This window comes from Nocardioides massiliensis, assembly GCF_030811215.1.
In the GTDB taxonomy this organism is placed as follows: Bacteria; Actinomycetota; Actinomycetes; order Propionibacteriales; family Nocardioidaceae; genus Nocardioides_A; species Nocardioides_A massiliensis.
The window spans coordinates 1315569-1337762 of the sequence record NZ_JAUSQM010000001.1 but is presented as its reverse complement, the minus strand read 5'-3'; the positions used below and the strand labels follow the sequence as shown (position 1 = coordinate 1337762).

Annotated in this window: 19 protein-coding genes; 11 read left to right on the top strand and 8 right to left on the bottom strand. The window is 73.2% G+C overall.

The window, feature by feature from the left end; all coding sequences use genetic code 11:
• Window positions 1-42: 42 nt before the first annotated feature.
• From J2S59_RS06715 to J2S59_RS06665, 11 genes are all read left to right on the top strand, one after another.
• Window positions 43-1134 carry a coiled-coil domain-containing protein gene (locus tag J2S59_RS06715; RefSeq protein WP_306824948.1) on the top strand — a complete coding sequence of 364 codons (1092 nt, stop codon included), beginning with the start codon at window positions 43-45 and terminating at the stop codon, window positions 1132-1134.
• A gap of 1 nt (window position 1135) precedes the next feature.
• Window positions 1136-2230, top strand: coding sequence for a glycosyltransferase (locus J2S59_RS06710; protein WP_068121144.1), 1095 nt, complete (start codon window positions 1136-1138; stop codon window positions 2228-2230).
• Window positions 2227-3333 carry a GNAT family N-acetyltransferase gene (locus J2S59_RS06705; RefSeq protein WP_306824947.1) on the top strand — a complete coding sequence of 369 codons (1107 nt, stop codon included), beginning with the start codon at window positions 2227-2229 and terminating at the stop codon, window positions 3331-3333. The genes J2S59_RS06710 and J2S59_RS06705 overlap by 4 nt, the downstream gene beginning before the upstream one ends.
• Window positions 3330-6068 carry an oligosaccharide flippase family protein gene (locus tag J2S59_RS06700; RefSeq protein WP_306824946.1) on the top strand — a complete coding sequence of 913 codons (2739 nt, stop codon included), beginning with the start codon at window positions 3330-3332 and terminating at the stop codon, window positions 6066-6068. Before J2S59_RS06705 ends, J2S59_RS06700 begins: the two co-directional genes overlap by 4 nt.
• A complete protein-coding gene (locus J2S59_RS06695) occupies window positions 6065-6883 on the top strand; it encodes a polysaccharide deacetylase family protein (RefSeq protein ID WP_068121428.1) in 819 nt (272 codons plus the stop codon). Before J2S59_RS06700 ends, J2S59_RS06695 begins: the two co-directional genes overlap by 4 nt.
• A gap of 5 nt (window positions 6884-6888) precedes the next feature.
• Window positions 6889-8211, top strand: coding sequence for an O-antigen ligase family protein (locus J2S59_RS06690; protein WP_181642035.1), 1323 nt, complete (start codon window positions 6889-6891; stop codon window positions 8209-8211).
• A 1-nt stretch (window position 8212) separates the two neighbouring features.
• Window positions 8213-9328 carry a glycosyltransferase family 4 protein gene (locus tag J2S59_RS06685; protein WP_306824945.1) on the top strand — a complete coding sequence of 372 codons (1116 nt, stop codon included), beginning with the start codon at window positions 8213-8215 and terminating at the stop codon, window positions 9326-9328.
• Window positions 9325-10431: a glycosyltransferase gene (locus tag J2S59_RS06680; protein ID WP_068119799.1), complete on the top strand. Its 1107-nt coding sequence runs from the start codon at window positions 9325-9327 to the stop codon at window positions 10429-10431. Before J2S59_RS06685 ends, J2S59_RS06680 begins: the two co-directional genes overlap by 4 nt.
• A complete protein-coding gene (locus J2S59_RS06675) occupies window positions 10428-11306 on the top strand; it encodes a hypothetical protein (RefSeq protein WP_068119798.1) in 879 nt (292 codons plus the stop codon). The genes J2S59_RS06680 and J2S59_RS06675 overlap by 4 nt, the downstream gene beginning before the upstream one ends.
• A gap of 39 nt (window positions 11307-11345) precedes the next feature.
• Window positions 11346-12677 carry a Wzz/FepE/Etk N-terminal domain-containing protein gene (locus J2S59_RS06670; protein WP_068119796.1) on the top strand — a complete coding sequence of 444 codons (1332 nt, stop codon included), beginning with the start codon at window positions 11346-11348 and terminating at the stop codon, window positions 12675-12677.
• Window positions 12678-12751: 74 nt separating this feature from the next.
• Window positions 12752-13453 (top strand): response regulator, encoded by a 702-nt coding sequence (locus J2S59_RS06665; RefSeq protein WP_068119795.1) that lies wholly within the window; start codon window positions 12752-12754, stop codon window positions 13451-13453.
• 4 nt (window positions 13454-13457) lie between these two features.
• On the opposite strand, the gene J2S59_RS06660 is transcribed toward J2S59_RS06665, so the two are convergent.
• From J2S59_RS06660 to J2S59_RS06625, 8 genes are all read right to left on the bottom strand, one after another.
• On the bottom strand, window positions 13458-14417 hold the full coding sequence (locus J2S59_RS06660) for an Abi-alpha family protein (RefSeq protein WP_220138388.1): 960 nt from the start codon (window positions 14415-14417) through the stop codon (window positions 13458-13460).
• Complete coding sequence (locus J2S59_RS06655; RefSeq protein WP_246360227.1) at window positions 14417-15736, bottom strand: DUF445 domain-containing protein; 1320 nt, start codon at window positions 15734-15736, stop codon at window positions 14417-14419. Before J2S59_RS06655 ends, J2S59_RS06660 begins: the two co-directional genes overlap by 1 nt.
• Window positions 15737-15866: 130 nt before the next feature.
• Window positions 15867-16682: a hypothetical protein gene (locus J2S59_RS06650; protein ID WP_306824944.1), complete on the bottom strand. Its 816-nt coding sequence runs from the start codon at window positions 16680-16682 to the stop codon at window positions 15867-15869.
• Between the two features lie 20 nt (window positions 16683-16702).
• On the bottom strand, window positions 16703-17155 hold the full coding sequence (locus J2S59_RS06645) for a heat shock protein transcriptional repressor HspR (RefSeq protein ID WP_068124508.1): 453 nt from the start codon (window positions 17153-17155) through the stop codon (window positions 16703-16705).
• A complete protein-coding gene (gene dnaJ, locus J2S59_RS06640) occupies window positions 17155-18327 on the bottom strand; it encodes a molecular chaperone DnaJ (RefSeq protein ID WP_306824943.1) in 1173 nt (390 codons plus the stop codon). The genes J2S59_RS06645 and dnaJ overlap by 1 nt, the downstream gene beginning before the upstream one ends.
• 22 nt (window positions 18328-18349) lie before the next feature.
• Window positions 18350-18943, bottom strand: a complete 594-nt coding sequence (grpE, locus tag J2S59_RS06635; protein WP_068118064.1) for a nucleotide exchange factor GrpE — start codon at window positions 18941-18943, stop codon at window positions 18350-18352.
• On the bottom strand, window positions 18940-20796 hold the full coding sequence (gene dnaK, locus J2S59_RS06630) for a molecular chaperone DnaK (RefSeq protein ID WP_068118067.1): 1857 nt from the start codon (window positions 20794-20796) through the stop codon (window positions 18940-18942). Before dnaK ends, grpE begins: the two co-directional genes overlap by 4 nt.
• A gap of 95 nt (window positions 20797-20891) precedes the next feature.
• Window positions 20892-21881 carry an ECF transporter S component gene (locus tag J2S59_RS06625; protein WP_306824942.1) on the bottom strand — a complete coding sequence of 330 codons (990 nt, stop codon included), beginning with the start codon at window positions 21879-21881 and terminating at the stop codon, window positions 20892-20894.
• Between the last annotated feature and the right edge of the window lie 313 nt (window positions 21882-22194).

Sequence of the window (22194 nt, the reverse complement as noted above, 5' to 3'; positions counted from 1 at the left end):
GGCCAATCCCCGCTGCCGCACGAACGAACCAGGAGGTTCACGATGAAGAAGTCGACCGGTCGCCCGCAGGGCGCCCCGCAACCCGAGTCCACCGACGCTCCGACCACCCAGGCCGAAGCCACGACCGAAGCCACGACCGACGCCCCCGCGCCGGCCACCCCCAGCGACCGCGAGCCGGTCGAGAACCTGCTGCGCCGGCTCGAGGAGAGCGTCCGCTCGGTCCCGGCGGCCGCCGAGCCCGAGGGCTTCGACGAGATCGTCACCGAAGCCACGGGCCACGCCCACGTCCTCAAGGAGACCCGCAGCGCGCAGCAGGAGGCCCAGGAGCTGCTCGCGGTCGCCCAGAAGGTCCGCAGCTCGGCATCCGCCCAGGCGGAGAAGATCGTCCGCGAGGCCCGCGACGCCGCCGAACGGGTGCACGAGGAGAGCAAGCGCCGCGCCGAGGAGAGCCAGCGCGAGACCGCCGCCTGGGCTGAGGCCCAGCGTGAACGGATCGAGAAGCTCATCACCGACCTCGCCGAGACCGCGCACCGTGACGCCGAGCAGATCCGCTCGGACGCCGTCGCCGCGGCGCAGCTCGAGGCCGAGGAGGTCGCCGAGCAGCGCATCGCCGAGGCGGTCGCGCAGGGTGCCCAGGACGCCGAGGCGATCCGCGAGGAGGCCCGCGCGCTGCTGCGCCAGTCGACCTCCGTCGTCTCGCTCGCGACCAGCTCGCTGCAGACTCTGAGCGCGACCCTCACCGAGACCTCCGAGCGCCTGGTCCTGCAGGTCCGCGCGATGGAGCTGCTCGCCCATGACGCCGAGGCGCGCCTCGAGGAGCACGAGTCCTCGTCCACCGCCGCCGCCACTGACGCTGCTGTGGACATCGAGGACGAGCCTGCCGCGGACGAGCCGGACGTCGACACCGACGGGACCGCGGACGTCGACGACGCGGCGGACGCCAGCGAGGACACCGCCGAGGCACCGGTCGAGGACGAGGCCGAGGTCGAGGAGGAGCCCGAGCCGGTTGCCGCCAAGGCCGGCAAGCCCGCGAAGCCGGCGGCGCGCAGCGCCCAGTCCTCCGGCGGCCGCCCGCTGGGCACGCTGTTCCGCGGACCCGAGCCGCGGTCGAACCGCCCCGACAAGGGCGCATGACATGCGCGTCCTGCACGTCACCGAGGCGATGGGCGGAGGGATCGTCACCTCCCTCCTGGCGATGGTGGGGTCGACCCCTGAGGTCGACCACCACCTGATCGCCACCGCCCGGCCGCAGCACGAGACCGGCGACGGTTGGCGTGAGCGGTTCGCCTCGTCCGCAGAGCTCCCGCGGCGCCTGGTCGGGGGCGTCACCGCCCTGCGCCGTCGGGTCCGCGAGCTCTACCCGGACGTCGTGCACGCGCACTCCTCGTACGCCGGTGTGATGGCCCGGCTCGCCGGGCTCGACCGGACCAAGATCGCCTACAGCCCGCACTGCTTCGCCTTCGAGCGCCGCGACATCAGCGGCAGCCAGCGACGCGCCTTCGAGCTCGTCGAGCGGATGCTGGCGCGCCGTACCGACCTCTTCGTCGCCGTCGCCCCGCACGAGATCGACCTGGCGCTCGGCCTCGGCCACGAGCAGGTCGCCTACGTGCCCAACCGTTCGGTGCTCGCCGTCAACCGGGTTGCCGGCCACGCCCTGCCGTTGCGGGTGCTGACGACCGGCCGGGTGTCGGCGCAGAAGGACTGGCGCTACTTCCTCCACGTCAAGCAGTACGCCGAACAGCAGCTGGGCCTGGTCGCCCAGTGGCAGTGGATCGGCGGCGGTGACGCCGAGGGTGAGCGCGCGCTGCGCGCGGCGGGCGTCGAGGTCTCGGGGTGGCTCCCTCGCGAGGCAGTGCTGACCGAGATGGGCCGCGCCCAGGTCTACCTGCACACCGCCGCCTGGGAGGCGGCGCCGATCAGCATCCTGGAGGCAGCCGCCCTCGGACTCCCCCTGGCGGTCCGGGCGATCCCGCCCCTGCAGAGCCTCCGCCTGCCCGGCCTGGCCGGCTCGGTGACCGAGCTCGCCGAGGCGCTGACCGCTCTGCGCTCACCCGAGCACTGGGCCAACGCCCAGGTCGCGTCGCGCGCCCTCGCCGACCGGCACAGCAGCCGCATCCAGGGACGCGAGCTCCAGCGCGCCTACGCCCAGGTCCTGGCCTCGGCGCCGCACCCCGAGCCGGCGTCACCCTGGGTGCCCTCCCCCGTGCCGTCTGCGAGGTCCGCCTCATGACGTCCCTCGACCAGCTCCGCCCCGCCCCGGCGTCGACCGCCGGACTCGAGGTACGCGTCGCGAGCTCCCTCGGTGCGTACGCCGCAGCCTGGGACGCGTTCGTCCTCGAGGCGCCGGTGCCGTCCCCGTTCCTGCGGTCGTGGTGGGTCGACGCCGCGGCCGGCGCGCCCCGTCACCTGGTGCTCGTGCTCGACGGTGACGAGCTCGTGGGCGGCCTCGCCCTGGAGGAGCGCCGCATCGCGCGCGTCTCCTTCCTGCGCGGCGTCGGTGGCGGCAAGCTCTGCCCGGACCACCTGGACCTCGTCGCGGACCCCGCCCGGGTGCCCGAGGTCGTAGCGGCGCTGCGCGAGTGGTTCGTCTCGCCGGGCGCACGGCTGCTCGAGGTCGACGGCCTCGTCGAGCACTCCCGGCTGGTCGACGCACTCCCCGCACCGTCCCTCACCCGTGTGGAGACGGCCGTCTACGGCCAGCTCGCCCCTGACGTCGATGACTACTTCGCCAGCCGCTCCGCCACCTTCCGCAAGCGCGTACGCCGGTTCGAGCGACGCGCCGCCGAGGCAGGCATCACCTGGCGCCGGGTCGACGAGCAGGACCTGCCGGCGGCGCTGGCCGAGTTCCGCAGGCTGCACGGCGCGCGGGACGACCGGCGCGCCCTCATGCGGCACGCCGACCGCCTCGAGCAGGCGATCACCGCCGCCGCCCGCCACGGCGAGGCAGTGGTCTACCGCGCCGACCGCGACGGCCGCTGCGGCGCCGTGCTCCTGGGCTTCGGCACCGCCGGCCGCTTCAGCGACTACCAGCTCGCCCGCGACCTCAGCCGCGACTTCAACCACGTCGGCACCGTCGTGACGATGGCCGCCCTGCGCGACGCCTGCGAGGCGGGCGTCAGCGAGACCGACTTCCTGCGCGGCGACGAGCCCTACAAGCGCTCGTTCGCAAGCGAGGAGCGCGCGGTGCTCCGCGTCCGGGCCGCCCATGGCGTCCGCGCTCGGGTGCTGCTGCGCCTCCTCCTGCTCGTCGAGGCCACCCGCCGGCGCGCTGCCGACCTCGTCCGCTCACTCACCCCGGCGAGCACCTCGACCACCGGGGGTGACGAGAGGTGACGGCCACCCTCACCGAGCCGACCCGCCCCGGCCGTACCGGCGACCGCCTGGTCGGGTTCACCGTGCTGCTCCCGCCCGCACCCCGCCGCGTGCTGCTCGCCGTCGACCCCGCGCTCGCCGCCGCCCTCAGTGCCCGGTTCCCCGACGCCGAGGTGCACCGTTCCGGTGACGCCCCCCGCGAGACCGGCAGCATCGACCTGCTCGTCCTGGACACCCGCCTGCTCACCGCCGACGAGCGCACGGCGCTCGAGTCCTGCGTCGCCCCCGACGGCGTCTGCGCGACGATCGGCGACCAGGGCGACCTCTTCGTCGACCCGGACCTGGCCCGTCCGGAGCAGCTGCGCCACCAGGACTGGCCGCACCCGCGCCGACGTACGAGCGTCCCCGGCGTCCGCGACGTCGTACGCCGTGCGCGTGCCCCGCGCCTGTCGGTGTCGGGAGCACCCGGTGGCAGCGTCGCGGAGCGCATCGCCACCGACCTCACCGCCGCCGTCGGCGGCCCGGTGGAGCTGGCCGGCGTCCTGACCGGCACCCACACGATCCTGCGCTACCGCACCCGCGGCGGCGACCTCGCCGTGCGGGTGAGCCTGCTCGGCACCGGCACCGACCTGGACCGCGCCTCCCGGGTCGTGGCCGCCGTACCCGCCATCGCGCCCTGGGTCCCCGAGACCGTCGCCGCCGGCACGACCGACGGCCTGCGGTGGGTCGCGACCCGGTGGGTGCCCGCGGTCGCACCGCGCACCCACCGCCGCCTCGCTGCCACCACGCTGCCGACCGTCGCGCGCACCCTCGCCGAGACCACCACCGGGCGGACCGCACCCGGCTGGTCCCTCACGTGGCTCGCCGCCGTCGACCTCCTCGACGCCCGCACCCGTCACCGCCTCGTGCCGCTGCTCGAGCGGCTCGACGACGGTGTCCCCACGGGCTGGTGCCACGGCGACCCGTGGCCCGGCAACGTCCTGCCCGCCTCGCCCCACCCGGTCGTCACCGACTGGGACAACGCAGTCGCGGACGCGCCGCAGGGCATCGACCAGCTGCTGGTGGCCGCCTTCGAGCGCGCGACCACCCACCGCGTCGACCTCGCCACCGCGTGTCACGACCTGCTCGAGCTCCCCCTCGAGGCGCGCGTCGCCGGGCGCGAGTGGACCAGCTGGAGCCCCGTCGAACGGGCCGCCCTCGTCGTCGCCGCCGCCGTGCTCCACCTGCGCAACCGGTCGGTCGTCGACCTCGACGCCGAACGGCTCGAGGCCTACCGCGAGACCCTGCGTGCCATCGCCGACACCGCCCTCCCGCCGAGCGGCTCCATCCCCGCCCGCGCCGGGACCCTCGGCGGAGCCGGCTGGCTGGGCATCGGCGCCGGCGTCGTCAAGGCCGCCCAGACGATCGTCCTGCTGGTCCTCGCCGCGCTCCTCGAGCCCTCGGCGATCGGCGTGATCGCCATCGGGGCACTCGTCCTCAACGTCACCTCCGCCGTCACCGACCTCGGCACGGCGACCGCCCTCGTGCACTGGCGTGGTGACGCCGAGCGCGCCGCGCGCAGCGCGCTGGCGGTCGCCGGCGGACTCGCCCTCGGCCTCACCGCGATCACGTGGGCCGCGGCCCCGTGGATGTCAGAGGTGCTCAACGGTGGGGATCTGGGCGTCACCATCATCCGCGGCCTCATGCTCTGCCTGCCGATGTACGCCGTCGCCGCGATCAGCCAGGAGCTGCTGCGCCGCGACCTCGCGTTCAAGCGCCGCGTGGTCCCCGACGTCGTCGGCGCGGTCGTCGGCGCCCTCGTCTCGATCGGTCTGGCGTATGCCGGAGCCGGCGCGATCTCGCTGGTGATCGGCCAGCTCGTCCAGGCGTTCCTCGTCATGGCGCTGTGCTGGGTCGTGCGCCCGCCCGTCCTGCCCGGCTGGGTCCCCACGGACGTCCGCGCCCTGCTCGCCTACGGCTTCCACCTCGCCGGGGCAGCCGTGCTCCAGCTCCTGATGCTCAACGTCGACTACCTCATGGTCGCCAACCGGCTCGGTGCCGAGCAGCTCGGCATCTACTCGATGGCGTTCCGGCTCGGATACATGCCCTACCTCCTCGTCGGCGTCGTCATCGCCGGCGCCGCCTTCGCCCATCTGTGCCGCATCCGCGGTCCGGAGCTGGGGCGCGCGGTCGGGGAGACGATGCTGCGGACGCTGGCGATCGTCGTCCCGCTCTACGTCGGCATGATCCTGCTGGCACCCCAGCTCACCCTGCTCGGTACCCAGTGGGAGCCCGGTGTCCCCGCTCTGCGGTGGCTCGCGGCGTACGGGATCGTCCTCAGCGTGCTGGGCCTCGCGATCGTGGCCCTCAACGCCGCGGGCCACACCCGCGACGGCTTCTGGCTCACGCTGCTGCACCTGGTGCTGCTCGCCGGCCTGCTCCAGGTCTGGGTCGACCGCGGCGTCGAGATGGTGGCCGTCGCCCAGCTGGTGGCGGGCGCCGCCTCACTCGTCGTGGCAGCGATCGCACTCCAGCGCCGGATCGCCGGCCTGCAGTGGTGGACGATGGCGCGCCGCAGTCTGCCGATCCTGGTCGGCGTCGCGGGGATGGTCGCGGTCGAGCTCGGGCTCGCGCAGCTCCTGCCATGGGCACGCGTGTCGTACGTCGGCCTGCTCATCATCGGCTCGGCCACGCTGCTCGCCTACCTCGTGCCGCTGCTGAGCCTCGACCGGCACCGGCTGCTGCCGGTGCCCACGATCCGGGGGCGGCGCCGATGAGGACCCTGACGCGTACGGCGGGCGCCATCGCCACCCCGGTGGCGCGCTGGACCCGCGCGACCTGCCGCACCTCGACGCTGACCCTGCTCGGCTGGCACCGCATCGGCGACGCCGCCGACGGCCTGACGACGTCCTTCGACGACTTCCGCGGCCAGCTCGACGTACTGACCGACTGGGACGCCGTCGTCCTCCCCCTCGACGAGGCGGTGGAGCTGCTCGCGGCCGACCGGCTCCCTCCGCGCGCCGTGGCGCTCACCTTCGACGACGGCTACGCCTCCGTGCTCGAGCTGGCCTGGCCCGAGCTCCAGGAGCGCGGACTGCCCGCCACCCTCTTCGCCGTCAGCGACTTCCTGCACGGCGACCGGCTCTTCCCCTGGGACGAGCGGCACGGGACGACCGAGCTGACCCGGTTGGCGACCGCCGCGCAGGTGCGCGACGCCGCCGACGACGGGCTCGACATCGGCTCGCACACCCGCACCCACCGCTGGCTGCCGTCACTCACCGCCGCGGAGGTGGCGGAGGAGCTGCGCAGCTCCCGCACCGCCCTCGAGGACCTGCTGCAGCGACCGATCCGCACCTGCGCCTACCCGATGGGCGGCTACCACCGCGCGATCCGCGACCTCACGGGCGAGGCCGGGTACGCCGCCGCCATCACCTGCGACCGCGGGCGCAACCGTCCGCACCAGGATCGGCTCGCGTTGCGTCGGTCCTTCGCGTTCGACGACCCAGCCGATGTACGACGCCAGCTCGACGGCGGCTACACCTGGATGCGGGCGATCGAGGACCGCCGGTACCGCCGGGAGCCGCAATGGTGACCCTGGTGCCCAGCCTCCGCGCGGTGTCGCCGGCCCGCCGGCGCGCCGGCGTCGCCGTGATCGCGACCAGCGTCCTGGCCGTCGTGATCGGCGCCGCGACCGCGCTCGAACCCGTGCTCGTGCTCGGGCTCGTTGTGGCCTGCACGACCGTGGTCGTGATGACGCTGCGCATCGAGACCGCCGTACTCGTCTACATCGCGGTCGAGCCGTTCTCGGGATACCTGACGCAGGTCAGCTCGATCGCGGTGAAGCTCGTGGGTCTGATCGTCTTCGTCGCATGGGTCCTGCGCCTGGCGACCGATGACCGCCCACCGACAGCGCGGCACCCGGTGACATATGCCGCTGGTGGCCTTGTGCTGGTCGTGCTGGCTGCGCTGGTGATACATCCGAACGGCATGACCGGCCTCGTCGTCGCCACGCGCTACGTCTCCTATGTAGCCGTGCTGATCGTGCTGGTCGACACACTGCGCAACCGCTTGGATCCCTGGTTGCTGGGTCGAACTCTCGTGCTGTCCTCGACGGTCGCGGCGGTCGTCGGGATCATCGTTTTCGTCAACGAGAACGGCGGCCGGGCGGCCGGCCCGATCGAGGACGCCAACGACTTCGCCCTGCACCTGTTGTGCGCGCTGCCATTCGCACTCGCCCTGGGACGTCGCTCCGGCGCCCATCGCGCACTCTGGGCGACGGCTGCGGTGATCCTCGTCGTAGCGATCGCGGCGACCTTCTCCCGCGGCGGGCTACTCGGCCTCGGCGTCATGCTGATCCTCGCCCTGGCGCTGCAGGTGCTGCGCTGGCGCACCGCCATGATCGGCCTCGCCGTGGTCGCCGTCGCGGTGCTCGTCGCGCTGGTCGTGGCCCCCGACCTGATGCAGCGCAGCCTGGACGAGAAGCAGCACGTCGCATCCGCCAACGTCACCTCCCGGTTCGTCGGCTGGACGCTGGCGGCCGAGATGACGGCCGACGCCCCCGTGCTCGGCAAGGGACCGGGCGGCTACAGCGTCCACTACGACGAGTACCTCGGCAGCCGAGTGTCCGACCCGCCCCACCTCGACGTCGCGCACCAGATGTTCCTCGACGTCGCGAGCGAGCTGGGTCTGGTGGGTCTCGGCGTCTTCGCCGCGATGATCCTCGCCGGCCTCACCGCCGCGTGGCGGGCCCGATCCACCCCCGGCCCGGAGCCGGACCGGCGGCTTCTCGCGACCACCGTGTGCGTCGCGTTCGCCGGCGTCCTCACCGGCGCGATGTTCCTCAGCTCGCAGTACTACCTGCCCGTGTGGCTGCTGCTCGCCCTGGCCGCCGCCCTCACCCCGGCCCGCAGGAGTCGCTGACATGCGCATCGTCCAGCTCTACACCCAGGCCCGTGGCGGACCGGTGGACCACGCCTTCGACGTGGCGACCGAGCTCGCGCGGCAGGGCCACGAGAGTCACGTGGTCGGCCCGCACACCCCGCGGCACGCGGCGCTCGCGGCCGCCGGCGTACGCACCCACCTGGCCCAGATGCCCCGCAAGGGCGACGTGCTGGGAGCCGGCCGACTGGGTCGCACCCTGCGCGCCCTGCGCCCCGACGTCGTGCACTGCCAGGACCGCCGCGCCGGGCTGGTCGGCCGGCTGTGGGGTCAGACCACGAACCTCGCGACCGTCTACACGCTGCACGGCGTCCCCGACCCGCTGGCCCACCTCGTGCCGGGGAACGCCGCGGTCGCCGCGCTGACCCGTCGCGACCGGGTCGGCAACCTCACCGGGGAACGACTGCTCGGCGGCGTACGCCGGTCGCTGACCGTCACCCCCTGCGAGGCGCTGACGACGTACGCCCGCACCCACATCGGGCTCCCCACGGACCGGGTGCACACCGTCCACAACGGGGTCGGCCGGAGCTGGCTGGCTCCCGCGACGTCCTCGACGTCGGCAGGCACCGACCCGAACCCCACCGCCGTGTGGGTCGGGGTCATGCAGCCGGTCAAGCGCCTGCCGGCCCTCGTCCGCGCGGTCGCCGAGGTGCCGGACCTGCAGCTGGTCCTCATCGGCGACGGCCCCGAGCGGGCCCGGGTCGAGGAGACCGTCCGCGCCGCGGGCGTGACCGACCGGGTGCGCCTCGTCGGCTTCCAGCCCGACCCCCGCCCCTGGCTCGACGCCGCCGACCTGATCGTCCTCCCGTCGGCCGCCGAGGCCTGCCCGATGGCGCTCCTGCAGGGCATGGCCCGCGGACTGCCGGTCGTGGCCTCGCACGCCGGGGGCATCCCGGAGCTGGTCCGTGACGGTCGCGAGGGCCTGCTCGTGCCGACCGGCGCGCACGCCGCGCTCCGCGACGCGCTCACCCGGATGGCGGGAGACCCGGCGCTGCGGACCCGGATGGGCGCCCGGGCCCGGACGCGGGTCGAGGAGAGCTTCGCCGTCGAGCACTGCGTGCGCCGGCTGGTCGACGTCTACGCGGAGGTGGCGTCATGAGCGGCGCGCGCACCCGCGCCCGCATCGTGACGGTCATTCCCGTGATGGGTGTCGGTGGCGCTGAGGCGGTCGCGGCCGACCTCGTGCTCGAGGCCCGCCGCCGCGGTCATGACGTGCTGCTCGCCAGCGCCGGCGGCTTCCGTGCCGACGACGTCGCCGCGCAGGGCGTCGCGCACCTCGCGGTGCCGATGGACGGCCGCAGCGCTCGCGACCTCGCACGCGCGGTCCGCACACTGCGGACGTCCTTCACCGCCTCCCCGCCGGATCTCGTCCACGCCCACAACGTGAAGGCGGCACTCGTCGCGCGCCTGGCAGCCGGTCGCCGCTGTCCGGTGCTGGTCACCCTGCACGGGGTGCCCGCAGGCGAGCTGCGGCTCGCCGCCCGGATCCTGCGCCGCTGCGCCGACCACGTCGTCGCCGTGTCGCCGTACGTCGCCACCCAGCTCGCCGACCACGGCTACCCGGCCGACCGGGTCACGGTGGTCGCCAACGCCGTGACCCCGCTTGCGCTCCCCGAGCGCCAACAGGCGCGGGCGGAGCTCGACCTGGACGAGGCGGCGCCGGTGGCCCTGTGCCTGGCGCGGTTCGCCGACCAGAAGCGCCACGACCTGCTGCTCGACGCCTGGACCGAGACCCCTGACGATGCCCTGCTGCTGCTCGCCGGCGACGGTCCCACGCTGCCGCGGGTGCGGGCACAGGTCGAACGCCTCGGTCTCACCGATCGCGTCCGGCTGCTCGGTCCGCGCACCGACGTGCCCCGGCTGCTGGCCGCCACCGACCTCGTCGTCCTCCCCACCGACTGGGAGGGACTGCCGATCAGCCTGCTCGAGGCGATGAGCAGCGGCGTGCCGGTCGTCGCCTCGGCGGTCGGCGGGGTGCGCGACACGCTCGGGCCCGCCCTGCGCCTGGTGCCACCCGGCACCGCCGCAGCCCTGGCGCGCGCCCTCACCGACCTGCTCGCCGACCGCGACGAACGCGCTCGGCTGGCACACCGCGGCCGACGACTCGTCCACGACGAGTTCGGACCCGACCGCATGCACGACGGCTACGCGGCGACCTACGCCCGGCTGGTACCCCCGTCCCTTCACGAGGTGACCTCATGAGAACGCACGTCCACACCCGACGCACCGGCCGCACCGGCCGCACCGCGCGCTGGGCCACCCTCGCCGTCGCGGCCACCCTGCTCACCGCCTGCACCCCGCCGCCCGGCGCCGGCACCGTGCCACCCGCCCTGCTGACGGCAGCCGAGACGCCGGCGGCCAGCCCGACGGCGTCGGCCGAGCCCACCACCGAGCCCACCACCGAGCCCACCACCGAGCCCAGCACAGAGCCCACAACAGAGCCGACGACCGCCGACCCGACGGTCCCCGCCACCGACCTCGTGCGTCCCGACCTGGTGCGCTGGGGCGGCCACGGCAAGCACCTGGCGCTCGTGGTCCGCAACACCACCGGGGCCACCATCCGCCGCGCGCTCGTGCGCATCGAGGTCCGGGACCGGGCCGGGCGCGTGCTGGTCGACACCGTCGGCCGCCCGGGCTCGAAGTGCTGCACCGTCCTGGGGGTGACCCCGGACGGCGAGTTCGGTCTCTTCGCCACCCTGCCGACCCGCGTCCGCGACGTCGGCGAGGTGAGCGTCCGCTACGCCGAGCTCGAGCTGGCCGACCGGGCGCCGAAGGGCTGGGTCGCGATCGACCGCGCCGAGCTGCGTCGTACGCCCAACGACGCCATCGTCACCGCCCGCTTCACCGCAAGCGGCAAGGTGGGGCCCTACATCGCCGGCCAGGCCTTCCTCGTCGACCGGCGCAACCGCCTCGTCGGCGTCATCTCCGGGCGCTTCTTCTGCTACGCCTCCGGCACCAAGCGCCGGGTGCGGATGGAGCTCACCCGTCCCGTGCCGCGCGGCACGCGCGTCGAGCGCGCCGTCGCCCACCCCATCCCGCGCGGCATCCCCGCCCACGTCGACCACCGCTGCCGCTGACCCGCTCCTGCCGGCCCGACCACACCCCAAGGACTCCTCATGGACACCACCCGCCAGCTGGACCACCCGCTGACCCCGCCCACGCCCCTGCCCTCCCGGGCCACCTCCGGCTCGTCGCTGCGGGCGTTCGGCGCCGTGCTGTGGCGGCGCCGGATGCTGATGGCCCTGGTCATCGTGCTGGTCGCCGGCTCGACGGCCCTCGGCCTTGCGCTCGTCGAGCGGGAGTACACCGCGACCGCCCGCGTCGCGGTCACGCCTGCGCAGGACGCGCCCGCCGCCGCCGGCGAGTACGTCGACCTGCTCGGCACCGTCGCCGACGTGATGGCCTCCCGGCCGATGCTCGAGGAGGTCGCCGACGCGGTCCCGAGCCGCAGCGTGCGCGACCTCCAGGAGAGCGTCTCCGGTGACGTCGTCGCCGGGACGTTCCTGGTCCAGGTCTCGGTGAGCGACGCCGACCCCGTCCTGGCCGCCCAGATCGCCAACGCCGTCGCCCAGGCCATCGACGACTACGACCCCACCGGGGGGACGCTGCGCTTCGACACCACGGCACCCGCCGAGGTGCCGCGCTCGTTCAGCTCGCCCAACATCGAGATCACCGTGCTCGCCGCCCTCGCTCTGGCCCTCGCACTCGCGATCGCCGTCGCCGTCGTCTACGACCGGCTCACCCGGACCGTCGAGACGGTCGAGGAGGTCACCAACGGCACCGGCATCGGCGTCCTCGGCGTCATCCCGCAACCGCAGGACCCGGAGGCGATCGCCGCGCTCGACCCGGACGCGGCCGAGTTCGGCTCGCTGCGGTCGCTGCGCGTCGCGCTGGAGTTCGCCAGCAGCGACCACCCGACCCGCTCGCTGGTGGTCGCCGGCGCCGCGACCGATCCGTGGAGCGGCTGGCTCGAGGTCAACCTGGCCGTCGCCCTGGCCGAGGTCGGCCACCGCGTGCTGCTGCTCGACGCGCACCGCACCGACCGGCACCGGCACCCGGTGCTGGAGGACGGCGGCGACGCCGGCTTCTACGACATGCTGGCCGGCTCGGCGACGTTCGAGGAGGCCATCCGCTCCGGACCGGTCGACGGCGTCACCGTGATGCCGCTCGGCAACGCCCACCTGGCCGCGCCCAGCCTGCTGGAGATGCGGTTCCGCCAGCTGCTGGAGAGCATCGACGGGAAGTACGACGTCGTCATCATCCACGCTCCCGCGGTCACCGACTCCGACGACGCCCGCATCATGGCGATCGACGGCAGCCTGCTGCTGACCCTGCCGTCGGGACGCGTGAGCAGCGAGCTGCTGCTCGGCGCGGTCGAGGACCTGCACGAGGCGCGCACCCGGGTGCTCGGCGCCGTGCTCCTGGGCGGTCGTGGACGCCAGTCCTGAGAGCGTTTGCTGGTTTGGCGCAAGGTGCGCGCAAGACCGGCCTCCCGGGGCGATCCAGGACGCAGGATGGCGCCATGAGCGCGTCCTCCGCGGACGACCGCGCCCGCCGCGCGGTCCGCACCGTCGTCGTCGACGACGTGGCGGACCTGCGCGCGCTGTGGGTCTCGGCGTTCACGGGTGACGGGTTCGAGGTCGTCGGGGAGGCCGCCGACGGGCTCGAGGCCACGCGGGTGGTGGCCGAGCTCCAGCCGGACCTGGTCCTGCTCGACCTGGCGATGCCGGTGATGTCCGGCCTGGAGGCGCTCCCCCACCTGCGCGCGGCCCGTCCCGACGCCGTCATCGTCGTCCTGGCCGGTGCACCCGGGGGCAACCTCACGGCGCGCGCCCTGCGGGCGGGTGCGGACGACTACCTCGAGAAGGGCGCGCCGGTCGGGCAGGTGCTCGCGCGCGTGCGCAAGCTCGTCGACCCCGACCGGCTCGAGGCGACCTCGACGCCGGCACCCGCGTCCGCGCCGATGGCCGAACCGGAGCCAGCGACCCCACCTCCGCCTCCCGCGCCACCGGCCCCCCGCTCGGTGGCCGATGTCGCCCACGAGCTGCAGCGCCCCGTCCAGGGCGTCCTCGCCGCCGTCTCCACGCTGCGCTCCTTGGAGCGTCGCGGCAGCACGAGCCTGCGCCAGCAGCTGCTGGACTCGCTGATCGCGCACACCTCCACCCTCGAGGCGCTCAGCGCCGATCTCCTCGTCGCCGTCGACGACGAGGAGTCGTCGTCCTGACCGGTCAGTGACTGCCGCCCGCGTCCGGCACCTGATGGGCCGGTAGCGCGTCGGTCTCCTCCGGCGTGATCAGGGCGGCGCGGCAGAAGTCCTCGCCGAACGGCGTGAGGTGGATGCTGCGGCGTACGACCTTGGGGAACCGGACCGAGTGCATCGCGGCCAGGACGTCGGGCTGGGCCTCGAGCACCTGGTAGGGCATCGGGTCGGCCAAGGGTTCGTGGGAGAACCACACCAAACCGAGTCGGTGCAGGTTGTTGAGGTAGGCCGGCACGCGCTCGAGATGACGACAGCCGCAGCGCGAGCCGATCATCGTCAGCCCCGGCGCGATCAGCTGCGAGCTGACCATGCCGATCGGACCGCCCGTGCGGACGTCGACCGACGGCTGCGGCCCTCCACGCAGCAGCAGGAGCAGGATGCGCGCCTCGTCGGGGGCGAGCTGCGTGAGGATCTGCTCGTAGGCCGGGTGGCCCTCGTCGTCGGTCCACACGTCGCGGGAGCGCTCGAGCAACGCCTGACCGAGCCGGCGCAGCTGGGCGGCGGGGTCGGGCTTCGACTCTTCACGCACGACCACCGTGCCGTTGACGACGACGGAGCCGCGCTCGGGCATCACCTGGGCGAGGGTCTCCGCCACCCCGTGCGCGCCGAGGCTGCCGGCCCGCACGACCCGGGAGACACCGTTCTCCTCACCGACGACCGCACTCACCCCGTCGAGGACGTCGGCCACGCCCTCGGCCATGACCCGCGAGGCGGTCATCATGTCGCGGGCGAGGTCGGAGGCCTCCTCGGCGGAGGTGGCGGCGCGCAGGACCCGTCGGCCCAGACCGAGCGACGTCCGGGCGGCCCAGGAGGTCGTGTGCCACGCGGCGCTCGCACCGAGCCGGGCGAGCGCCTCGACCGAGACCTCGTCGGCCCTCTCGGTGCCGGCTCGCTCGGCACCCAGGCCGGCACCGATCCGCTCCACCATCAGCCCCCTCCTCCGACGCCGAAGATCCACAGGTGCAAGAACCCGCCTCCGGCTCCCATGATGGCGCCGTGGGCGTAGAGCATCCACTCGTCCTCCTTGATGGCGGCGCGCATCATCTCGACGAAGTCGCGCGGCGGCAGCTCCTTGGTGCGGCGCGCGACGAGCTGGCGGATCTTGTCGGCCTGCTGGCGGGAGAACTCCGGGTCCTTGAACGGCGAGATGGTGCGTCCGACCGCCTCCCGGGCCACGGACTCCCTGATCGTGTCGTAGTGCTGGCTGCCGATGGCCACGCGTACGGCGGCGCGGGCCGGCCCGGCGGCGCGGTCGATGGCGGGCCGCATCGCGGTGGCGAGCATCTGCCGCGTGCGGTCGCCGCGCGGTCCGTCGAGGAGGAAGTCCCCGATGTGCTGGAGCGTGATGACGTCGTCGGCGATGATCTGGGCATAGACCTCCGCTGCCTCGGACTGCCGGCGCGGGAAGAGCCCATGGACGCGGATCGGACCGAACTTCTTGGGCTCCGGAGGCTCGAAGATCAGCCACATGCCCAGCGCGTTGGTGATCCAGCCGACGAAGACGCCCAGCACCGGCAGCAGCCACCACTGACCGAAGGTGTGGTCGAGGACGGCGACCGGGATGCCGAGCACGAAGCCGAACAGCAGACCGAAGTTGACCATGAGGTTCAGCTCCCGCTGACCGAAGTCGCGGAAGATCCGGTTGACCAGGGCGGGGTTCTTCTCGAAGTGGTCGATCACCATGATCTTGGGATCGAGCAGCTGGTCGATGTGGATCCCGATCTCGGTCGTCACCCGGCGCACGATCCCGGGCAGCTGCTGCTGGACCCGGACGTAGACCGCCTCCTTCACCCGGGGCGGCACGTCGCGCCAGAGCTTCGGGTGGTCGGTGCGCATCACGCGGTCGACCATCTCCGGGATCTCGGGCTCGAAGACGGTGACGATGTGCTGGGCGATCTGGTCGGGCTCCAGCTGCTGGTAGAACTCCGCGGGCGTGCCCAGCTTGGCGATCGCCTTGTCGACGGCGATGCTGCCCATCTTCGCGGCGCGGGCGGGGATGATGCCCTGCCAGCCCAACCCGCCCTGCAAGAAGCCGGGCACCTCCTGGATCTTGCGCGGCAGGACCGAGGCCAGCTCGCGCATCCCGGGCACCCGGACGCCGCGGAAGCGCACCGGACTGAAGAGCATGATCAGGCCGGTCCAGTTGATCAGCCAGCCGATGACGGCGGTGAAGATCGGGATGGTCCCGAAGTGCAGCCAGTCGATGGTCGCGAACCACTCGTGGAGCCATGCCGGCACCCAGTCCACGCCCCACCTCGCTCTCTGCCCAGCATCGACCAGCATCGACTAGCGCTGACCCTAGGCCCAACGACCGAGGACGGCAGACGTCATACGTCGTCGGCGCAATAGCCCGGCGGACGGATGACGTACGGCGGGCTCAGCGCAGGCCGCACCTGCGCGCGCCGAAGTTCAGCGCGGCGGTGGCACCGCGCTCACCCATCCGCAGCCGCACCGGCCCGTGGCGTCGCCCGACCGACAGCCGCAGCCGGAAGGCCGTGGCGTTGCCGCCCTCGGCGAACGCGTGCCCGTCGCAGCGGGCCGGGGCCACCGGCAGCTCGACCCGGAACGGTCGACCGCTGCCGTGGACGGTGCGCCGCACGCGCCAGGTCGCCGTACCCACGGGGCCGAAGAGGTGGGTGCCGGTGACGTCACCGATCCGCAGCCGGCCGGACCCGCCGGTCGGTCGCACCTCGAGCACCAGCCATGCCCGCTCCCCCTCGATCCGCAACCGGTCGGCCCAGCGCAGCTCGGCCACCTCGGCCGCGGCCAGCACCAGGCAACGCTCGGCGAGGTGGCGGGCCACGATCTCGGTGGGGTCGGTGACCGGCAGCGTCACCGTCACATCGACGGTGCGGACCGTCGCGGTGGGCCCGCCCGCGTCGACGGGTCCCGCGCACGGCGGCTCCGTCGGCAGCGGCACGGCGAAGGAGCGCTGCGAGCCGGCGGGGATCTCCCGCATCCCGTCGGCCGGGATCGGCGGCCCGAGCCGCGGGTCGTCGTAGGTGATCGACGCCGGCGTGATCGGTGCGGAGGAGTCGTTGCGGACCTGGACGACCATCCGCCCGCGGGCAGTGTCATGGGAGAACTGCAGTAGTCCGGCCGTCAGGTCCGGCGTGGGCTCGGGTGTGGAGGCGGGCGTGCAGGCAGCAAGGACCGTTGCCAGTACGGCGACCAGCGCGAGGCGACGCATCACCTCCTCATGATGCGCCTGGGTCAGCGCAGCTGGCCACGGCGCCAGACCACGACGGCGCCGGGAGCAGCGCTCGTGCGGATCGCCGGCAGCCGCTCGGGCAGGCGTACGGCGGTGCGCTCGGGTGCGGACATCGCCTGCGCCAGTGCAGCGCGTGTGCGGTCGAGCTCGTCGGCGAGGGCGGCCGCGTGCTCGCGCAGGGCGGCGACCTCGCGCTCCAGCTCCAGGACCCGGCGGACGCCCTCGAGGCCGATCCCGCTGGCGGTGAGCCGGGCGATCTCGCGCAGCTGCTCGATGTCGTGCCAGGAGTAGCGCCGTCCGCCGCCACCGGTGCGGCCCGGGCTGACCAGGCCCATGCGGTCGTACTGCCGCAGCGTCTGGGGATGCAGCCCGGTGAGCTCGGCGGCCACGCTGATCACATAGACGGGGACGTGCGGCTCGGGCGTCGCGCCCGCGGACCGCGCACGGTTGGCCATCACCCACCTCCGACGAGATTGCGCCGCAGGTCGCTGCCCGCGGTGGCCTCACGATAGGCCTCGAGCGCGGCGCGCGCCTCGGCATTGAGGGTGCCGGGGACGTGGACCTCGACCGTGACCAGGAGGTCACCGGTGCGGGGCGTGCCGCGGTTGTCCTTGCCGGCGAGACCCTTGCCGCGGACGCGGAAGGTCCGACCGTTGGGGGTCCCGGCGGGGATCCGCAGCGTGACGGGCGCGCCCCCCAGCGTGGGGACCTTGATCTCGGCGCCCAACGCCGCCTCGTCGAAGGAGACCGGGACGGTGAGGGTCAGGTTGTCGCCGGAGCGCCCGAAGATCGGGTGGGGTGCGACCTTCACGGTGACGAACAGGTCGCCGGGGCTGCCGCCGCGCTCGCCGGCGCCACCCTTGCCGCGCAGCCGGATCCGCTGGCCGTCCTTGACGCCGGCGGGGATGCGGGCCTGGATCGTGCGCGTCGACTGGCCGCGCCCCGAGCCGTGACAGGTCGGGCACGCCTCGTCGTACACCAGCTGGCGACCGGCGCACTTGGGGCAGGTCTCGTTGAGCGTGAACGCCCCACCCGCGGACGCGGCGACCATGCCCGCACCGTCGCACTCCGGACAGATGTGGGGGGTCGTGCCCGGCTTGCCGCCGGTGCCGCTGCAGGTGCCACACGGGGCGTCGGACGACAGCCGCAGGGAGATGGTGACGCCCTCGACCGCCTCGACGAAGCCGATCGTCGCGTCGGTCTCGACGTCGGGTCCGCGGCGCGGGGACTGCTGCCCGCGTCCGCGGCCACCGCCGCCGAACAACCCGCCGAACAGGTCGCCGATCCCGCCGCCGGCCTGGTCGCGGAGCAGGTCGTTGATGTCGAAGCCGCCGGTGCCCGCACCGCCGCCGCGACCACCCCCGAACCCGCCGGGGAAGCCGCCGAAGCCCCCGGTGACGCTGCGCATCTGGTCGTACTGCTTGCGGCGCTCGGGGTCGCCGACGACGTCGTACGCCTCGGCGACCTCCTTGAACCGCTCGTGCTTGGCAGCGTCACCGGGGTTGGAGTCGGGGTGGTTCTCCCGGGCGAGCTTGCGGTAGGCCTTCTTGATCTCGTCGGCGCTGGCGTCCTTCTTCACGCCGAGCGTCTTGTAGAAGTCCTTGCGCGCCCAGTCGGCGTTGGTCATCCCACCCCTCCTCTCGTGCTCGTCAGCTGTCGGTGGCGTTCGCGCCCGGCTCCGGGTCGACGACGGTCACCTTGGCGGCCCGGACGACCCGCTCACCGATGCGGTAGCCCGCCTGGACGATGTCCTGGCAGGTCGTCGTGGTGACGTGGGGCGAGTGCCCGTGCATCAGCGCCTCGTGCAGGTTGGGGTCGAACTCGTCGCCGGACTCGCCGAAGCGCACCAGCCCGAGCCCGGTGACGACCCCCATCAACGAGTCGGCCACAGCCTTGAACCCGCCCTCGAGCTCGCCGTGCTCCCGGGCCCGGTCGATGTCGTCGAGCACCGGCAGCAGCGCCGACAGCACCGTCACCTGGGCGTTCTCGCGCACCAGGTCGCGGTCGCGGTCGACGCGCCGCTTGTAGTTGACGTACTCTGCCTGCAGCCGCTGCAGGTCGAGCGTGCGCTCGGCCAGCTCGGCGCGGGCGACCGCCACCGGGTCCTCCGTGGCCGGGGCCTCGGCGGAGGTGACGTCCTCGGTGATGACGTCCTCGGCCGCAGTCTCGGTCTCGGCCTCGGCCGGGGCCTGGGACGCGACCTCCTCGGCGTTCGCGTCGGGGCCCTGGTCGTGGGAGGTCACTTGGAATCAGCCTCCCCGGTGGTGGGCTCCTCGTCGACGATCTCGGCGTCGACGACGTCGTCGTCGCTGTCGCCGGTGCCGGCGGTACCGCCCGCACCCGCGGCGTCGGCCTCGCCCGCGGCGTACATCGCAGCACCCATCTTCTGCGAGGACTCACCGAGCTTGGTGACGGCGGCCTGGATCGCGTCGGCCTCGGCGTTCTCGTCCTCGAGGACGGCCTTCAGCGCGTCGACGTCGGCCTGCACCTCGGTCTTGACCTCGTCGGGGATCTTGTCGCCGTTCTCGTCGAGGAACTTCTCGGTGCTGTAGACGAGCCCGTCGGCCTGGTTGCGGGTCTCGACGGCCTCGCGGCGCTTGCGGTCCTCCTCGGCGTACTCCTCGGCCTCGCGGACCATCCGATCGATGTCGTCCTTGCTGAGCGCGCTGCCGCCGGAGATCGTCATCGACTGCTCACGGCCGGTGCCGCGGTCCTTGGCGGAGACGTGGACGATGCCGTTGGCGTCGATGTCGAAGGTGACCTCGATCTGGGGTACGCCGCGCGGTGCCGGCGGGAGGCCGGTGAGCTCGAAGTTGCCCAGCGGCTGGTTCTGCGACCACATCTGCCGCTCGCCCTGCGCGACCTTGATCTCGACCGACGGCTGGTTGTCGTCGGCGGTGGTGAAGACCTCGGAGCGCTTGGTGGGGATGGTGGTGTTGCGCTCGATGAGGGTGGTCATGACGCCGCCCTTGGTCTCGATGCCGAGGCTCAGCGGGGTGACGTCGAGGAGCAGGACGTCCTTGACCTCACCCTTGAGGACACCGGCCTGCAGCGCGGCACCGACCGCGACGACCTCGTCGGGGTTGACGCCCTTGTTGGGCTCCTTGCCGCCGAGCAGGTCCTTGACCAGGTCGGTCACGGCGGGCATCCGGGTGGAGCCACCGACCATGACGACGTGGTCGATCTTGTCGACCGGGACACCGGCGTCCTTGAGCACGGACTGGAACGGCTTCTTGGTGCGCTCGAGCAGGTCGGCGGTGAGCTTCTGGAACTCCGCGCGCGTCAGCTTCTCCTCGAAGTGCAGCGGGCCGGACTCGCCGTGGGTGATGTAGGGCAGGTGGATCTGGGTCTCGCTCGAGGCGGACAGCTCGATCTTCGCCTTCTCCGCGGCCTCCTGCAGACGCTGCTTGGCGATCTTGTCGGCGCCGAGGTCGACGTTGTTGGAGTCCTTGAACTTCTTGACCATCCACTCGACGATCCGGTTGTCCCAGTCGTCACCACCGAGCTCGTTGTCACCGCTGGTGGCCTTGACCTCCACGACGCCCTCGCCGATCTCCAGCAACGAGACGTCGAAGGTGCCGCCACCGAGGTCGAAGACCAGGATCATCTGGTCGTCGCCCTTGTCGAGGCCGTAGGCCAGGGCGGCGGCGGTGGGCTCGTTGACGATGCGCTGGACGTTGAGGCCCGCGATCTCGCCGGCCTCCTTGGTGGCCTGGCGCTGCGCGTCGGAGAAGTACGCCGGCACGGTGATCACGGCGTCGGTCACGGTCTCACCGAGGTAGGCCTCGGCGTCGCGCTTGAGCTTCTGCAGGACGAACGCGCTGATCTGCTGGGGCGTGAAGTCCTTGTCGTCGATCTTGGTCTTCCAGTTCGACCCCATGTGCCGCTTCACCGAGCGGATGGTCCGGTCGACGTTGGTGACCGCCTGGCGCTTGGCGACCTCGCCGACGAGGACCTCGCCGCTCTTGGCGAAGGCCACGACCGACGGGGTGGTGCGTGCGCCCTCGGCGTTCGCGATGACCGTGGGCTCGCCGCCCTCCAGGACCGCAACGCAGCTGTTGGTGGTGCCGAGGTCGATGCCGACTGCTCGTGCCATGAGGAGTACCTCCCTGCTCGCTCGGAGTCGGCCGTCTGCCGCTTCCGGAAAGTTCGTCGCGAGCAAGTGTGACAAGAAAGTTGAGTGGCTTCAACTCAGGTTTTGTGGCGCTCTTCACCCGCGGGTTCACGCAGCGGCGAGCCCCACCATCGGGCTCCGGCATCGACCATCGCCAGCGCGACGAACCCGCTGACCAGCTTGTCGGCGGCCGAGATGACCACGTTGTCGGCGAAGGCGGCGGCGAACGCGTTGTCGAGCGCCCCGGCGAAGCCCTCGAGGTGGAAGAGCTCGCGATAACCGGTCCCCCCGTCGAGGACCAGCACCAGGATCGGCGTGGCGACCAGCGAGCACAGCACCGCGGTCGCCAGGCACAGCGCGAAGAAGCGCGACAGCGACCGCCCCCACCCGAACCGGCGTACGCCGTACCCCCAGGCGAGTGCACCGGCGACGTTGACGAGGGCGAACGGCAGCGAGCTCGTCCCGCTGATCGCGGCCCCGGAGATGTTGGACAGCACACCCACCAACGCGCCCCACCACGGCCCCAGCGCGATCGCGGCCAGCGCCGTGCCGATCATGTCGAGGTGCAGGTGCAGGTCGAGCCCGTAGGCGACGCCGCGCCCGAGCACGTTGATGAGGAGGCTGCCGAGCAGGACGGTCGCCAGCAGTCGCCGCCCGACACCGCCGCGCGCGGCCTCCAGATCCTCCGACCCAACGGCCTCGGGGGACGACTCTGGATCGACCGCGTCGGCGCCAGGGAGTGCGGATGGCTCCGCGCTCTCGGTGGCGGCCCGCGCCCGCCGGCACCGCTCCACCCAGGCGTCCGCCTGCTGCGGGTCAGCGCCCAGCGCCAACGCGACGTCGGCCACGAGCCGGCCGTCCATGCGGCTGCGCCCGGGCCGGAAGAGCTCATAGACGGTCGTCCGCGCCGGCCGGGCGCGCTCGACGGGCTCCCCCCGCGCCACCCGCAGCTCGGTGACCCGCCGCACGATCTCGGCGTACGACGGCTCGCCCGCCCGCGTGCGCAGGGCGGCGAGATCGGCCGCGATCCGGTCGAACCCGCTCGCCGCCGACGGCTGGAGGGACATCGAGCCAGGGTAAAGAGCGAACGCGACGAAGGAAGCCGGATGACAGAACTGGGGCTTTTGTCCGGTTCGCCCGTTCGGGACCTGTTCGGAGTCGTTCGGAAACGCGCGAACCGGTGGAATTCGCCGTGCCCGCGGTTTTGCCTAGGAGCTGCTCCCCCCGCCGCGGTTCAAGAGCCCCGCGAGCGGGTGGGGCAGGCGGGCGCGGCGACACAATCGCCGCGCCCGCTTCTGCTTGGGGGAGTGCGCCAGCGAATCGCGCTAGCCCCGGCCGAACTGCTGAGCAAACGGGTGATGCACTGACTGGCTCCCGCGT

What these genes read in the sequence shown, in the direction of transcription:
- J2S59_RS06705 (WP_306824947.1), top strand. Translation starts at nt 2,227, where the DNA reads ATGACGTCCCTCGACCAGCTCCGCCCCGCCCCGGCGTCGACCGCCGGA.
- dnaK (WP_068118067.1), bottom strand. Translation starts at nt 20,796, where the DNA reads ATGGCACGAGCAGTCGGCATCGACCTCGGCACCACCAACAGCTGCGTT.
- J2S59_RS06670 (WP_068119796.1), top strand. Translation starts at nt 11,346, where the DNA reads ATGGACACCACCCGCCAGCTGGACCACCCGCTGACCCCGCCCACGCCC.
- J2S59_RS06645 (WP_068124508.1), bottom strand. Translation starts at nt 17,155, where the DNA reads ATGGCCAACCGTGCGCGGTCCGCGGGCGCGACGCCCGAGCCGCACGTC.
- J2S59_RS06715 (WP_306824948.1), top strand. Translation starts at nt 43, where the DNA reads ATGAAGAAGTCGACCGGTCGCCCGCAGGGCGCCCCGCAACCCGAGTCC.
- J2S59_RS06685 (WP_306824945.1), top strand. Translation starts at nt 8,213, where the DNA reads ATGCGCATCGTCCAGCTCTACACCCAGGCCCGTGGCGGACCGGTGGAC.
- J2S59_RS06675 (WP_068119798.1), top strand. Translation starts at nt 10,428, where the DNA reads ATGAGAACGCACGTCCACACCCGACGCACCGGCCGCACCGGCCGCACC.
- J2S59_RS06680 (WP_068119799.1), top strand. Translation starts at nt 9,325, where the DNA reads ATGAGCGGCGCGCGCACCCGCGCCCGCATCGTGACGGTCATTCCCGTG.
- dnaJ (WP_306824943.1), bottom strand. Translation starts at nt 18,327, where the DNA reads ATGACCAACGCCGACTGGGCGCGCAAGGACTTCTACAAGACGCTCGGC.
- J2S59_RS06625 (WP_306824942.1), bottom strand. Translation starts at nt 21,881, where the DNA reads ATGTCCCTCCAGCCGTCGGCGGCGAGCGGGTTCGACCGGATCGCGGCC.
- J2S59_RS06695 (WP_068121428.1), top strand. Translation starts at nt 6,065, where the DNA reads ATGAGGACCCTGACGCGTACGGCGGGCGCCATCGCCACCCCGGTGGCG.
- J2S59_RS06660 (WP_220138388.1), bottom strand. Translation starts at nt 14,417, where the DNA reads ATGGTGGAGCGGATCGGTGCCGGCCTGGGTGCCGAGCGAGCCGGCACC.
- J2S59_RS06665 (WP_068119795.1), top strand. Translation starts at nt 12,752, where the DNA reads ATGAGCGCGTCCTCCGCGGACGACCGCGCCCGCCGCGCGGTCCGCACC.
- J2S59_RS06710 (WP_068121144.1), top strand. Translation starts at nt 1,136, where the DNA reads ATGCGCGTCCTGCACGTCACCGAGGCGATGGGCGGAGGGATCGTCACC.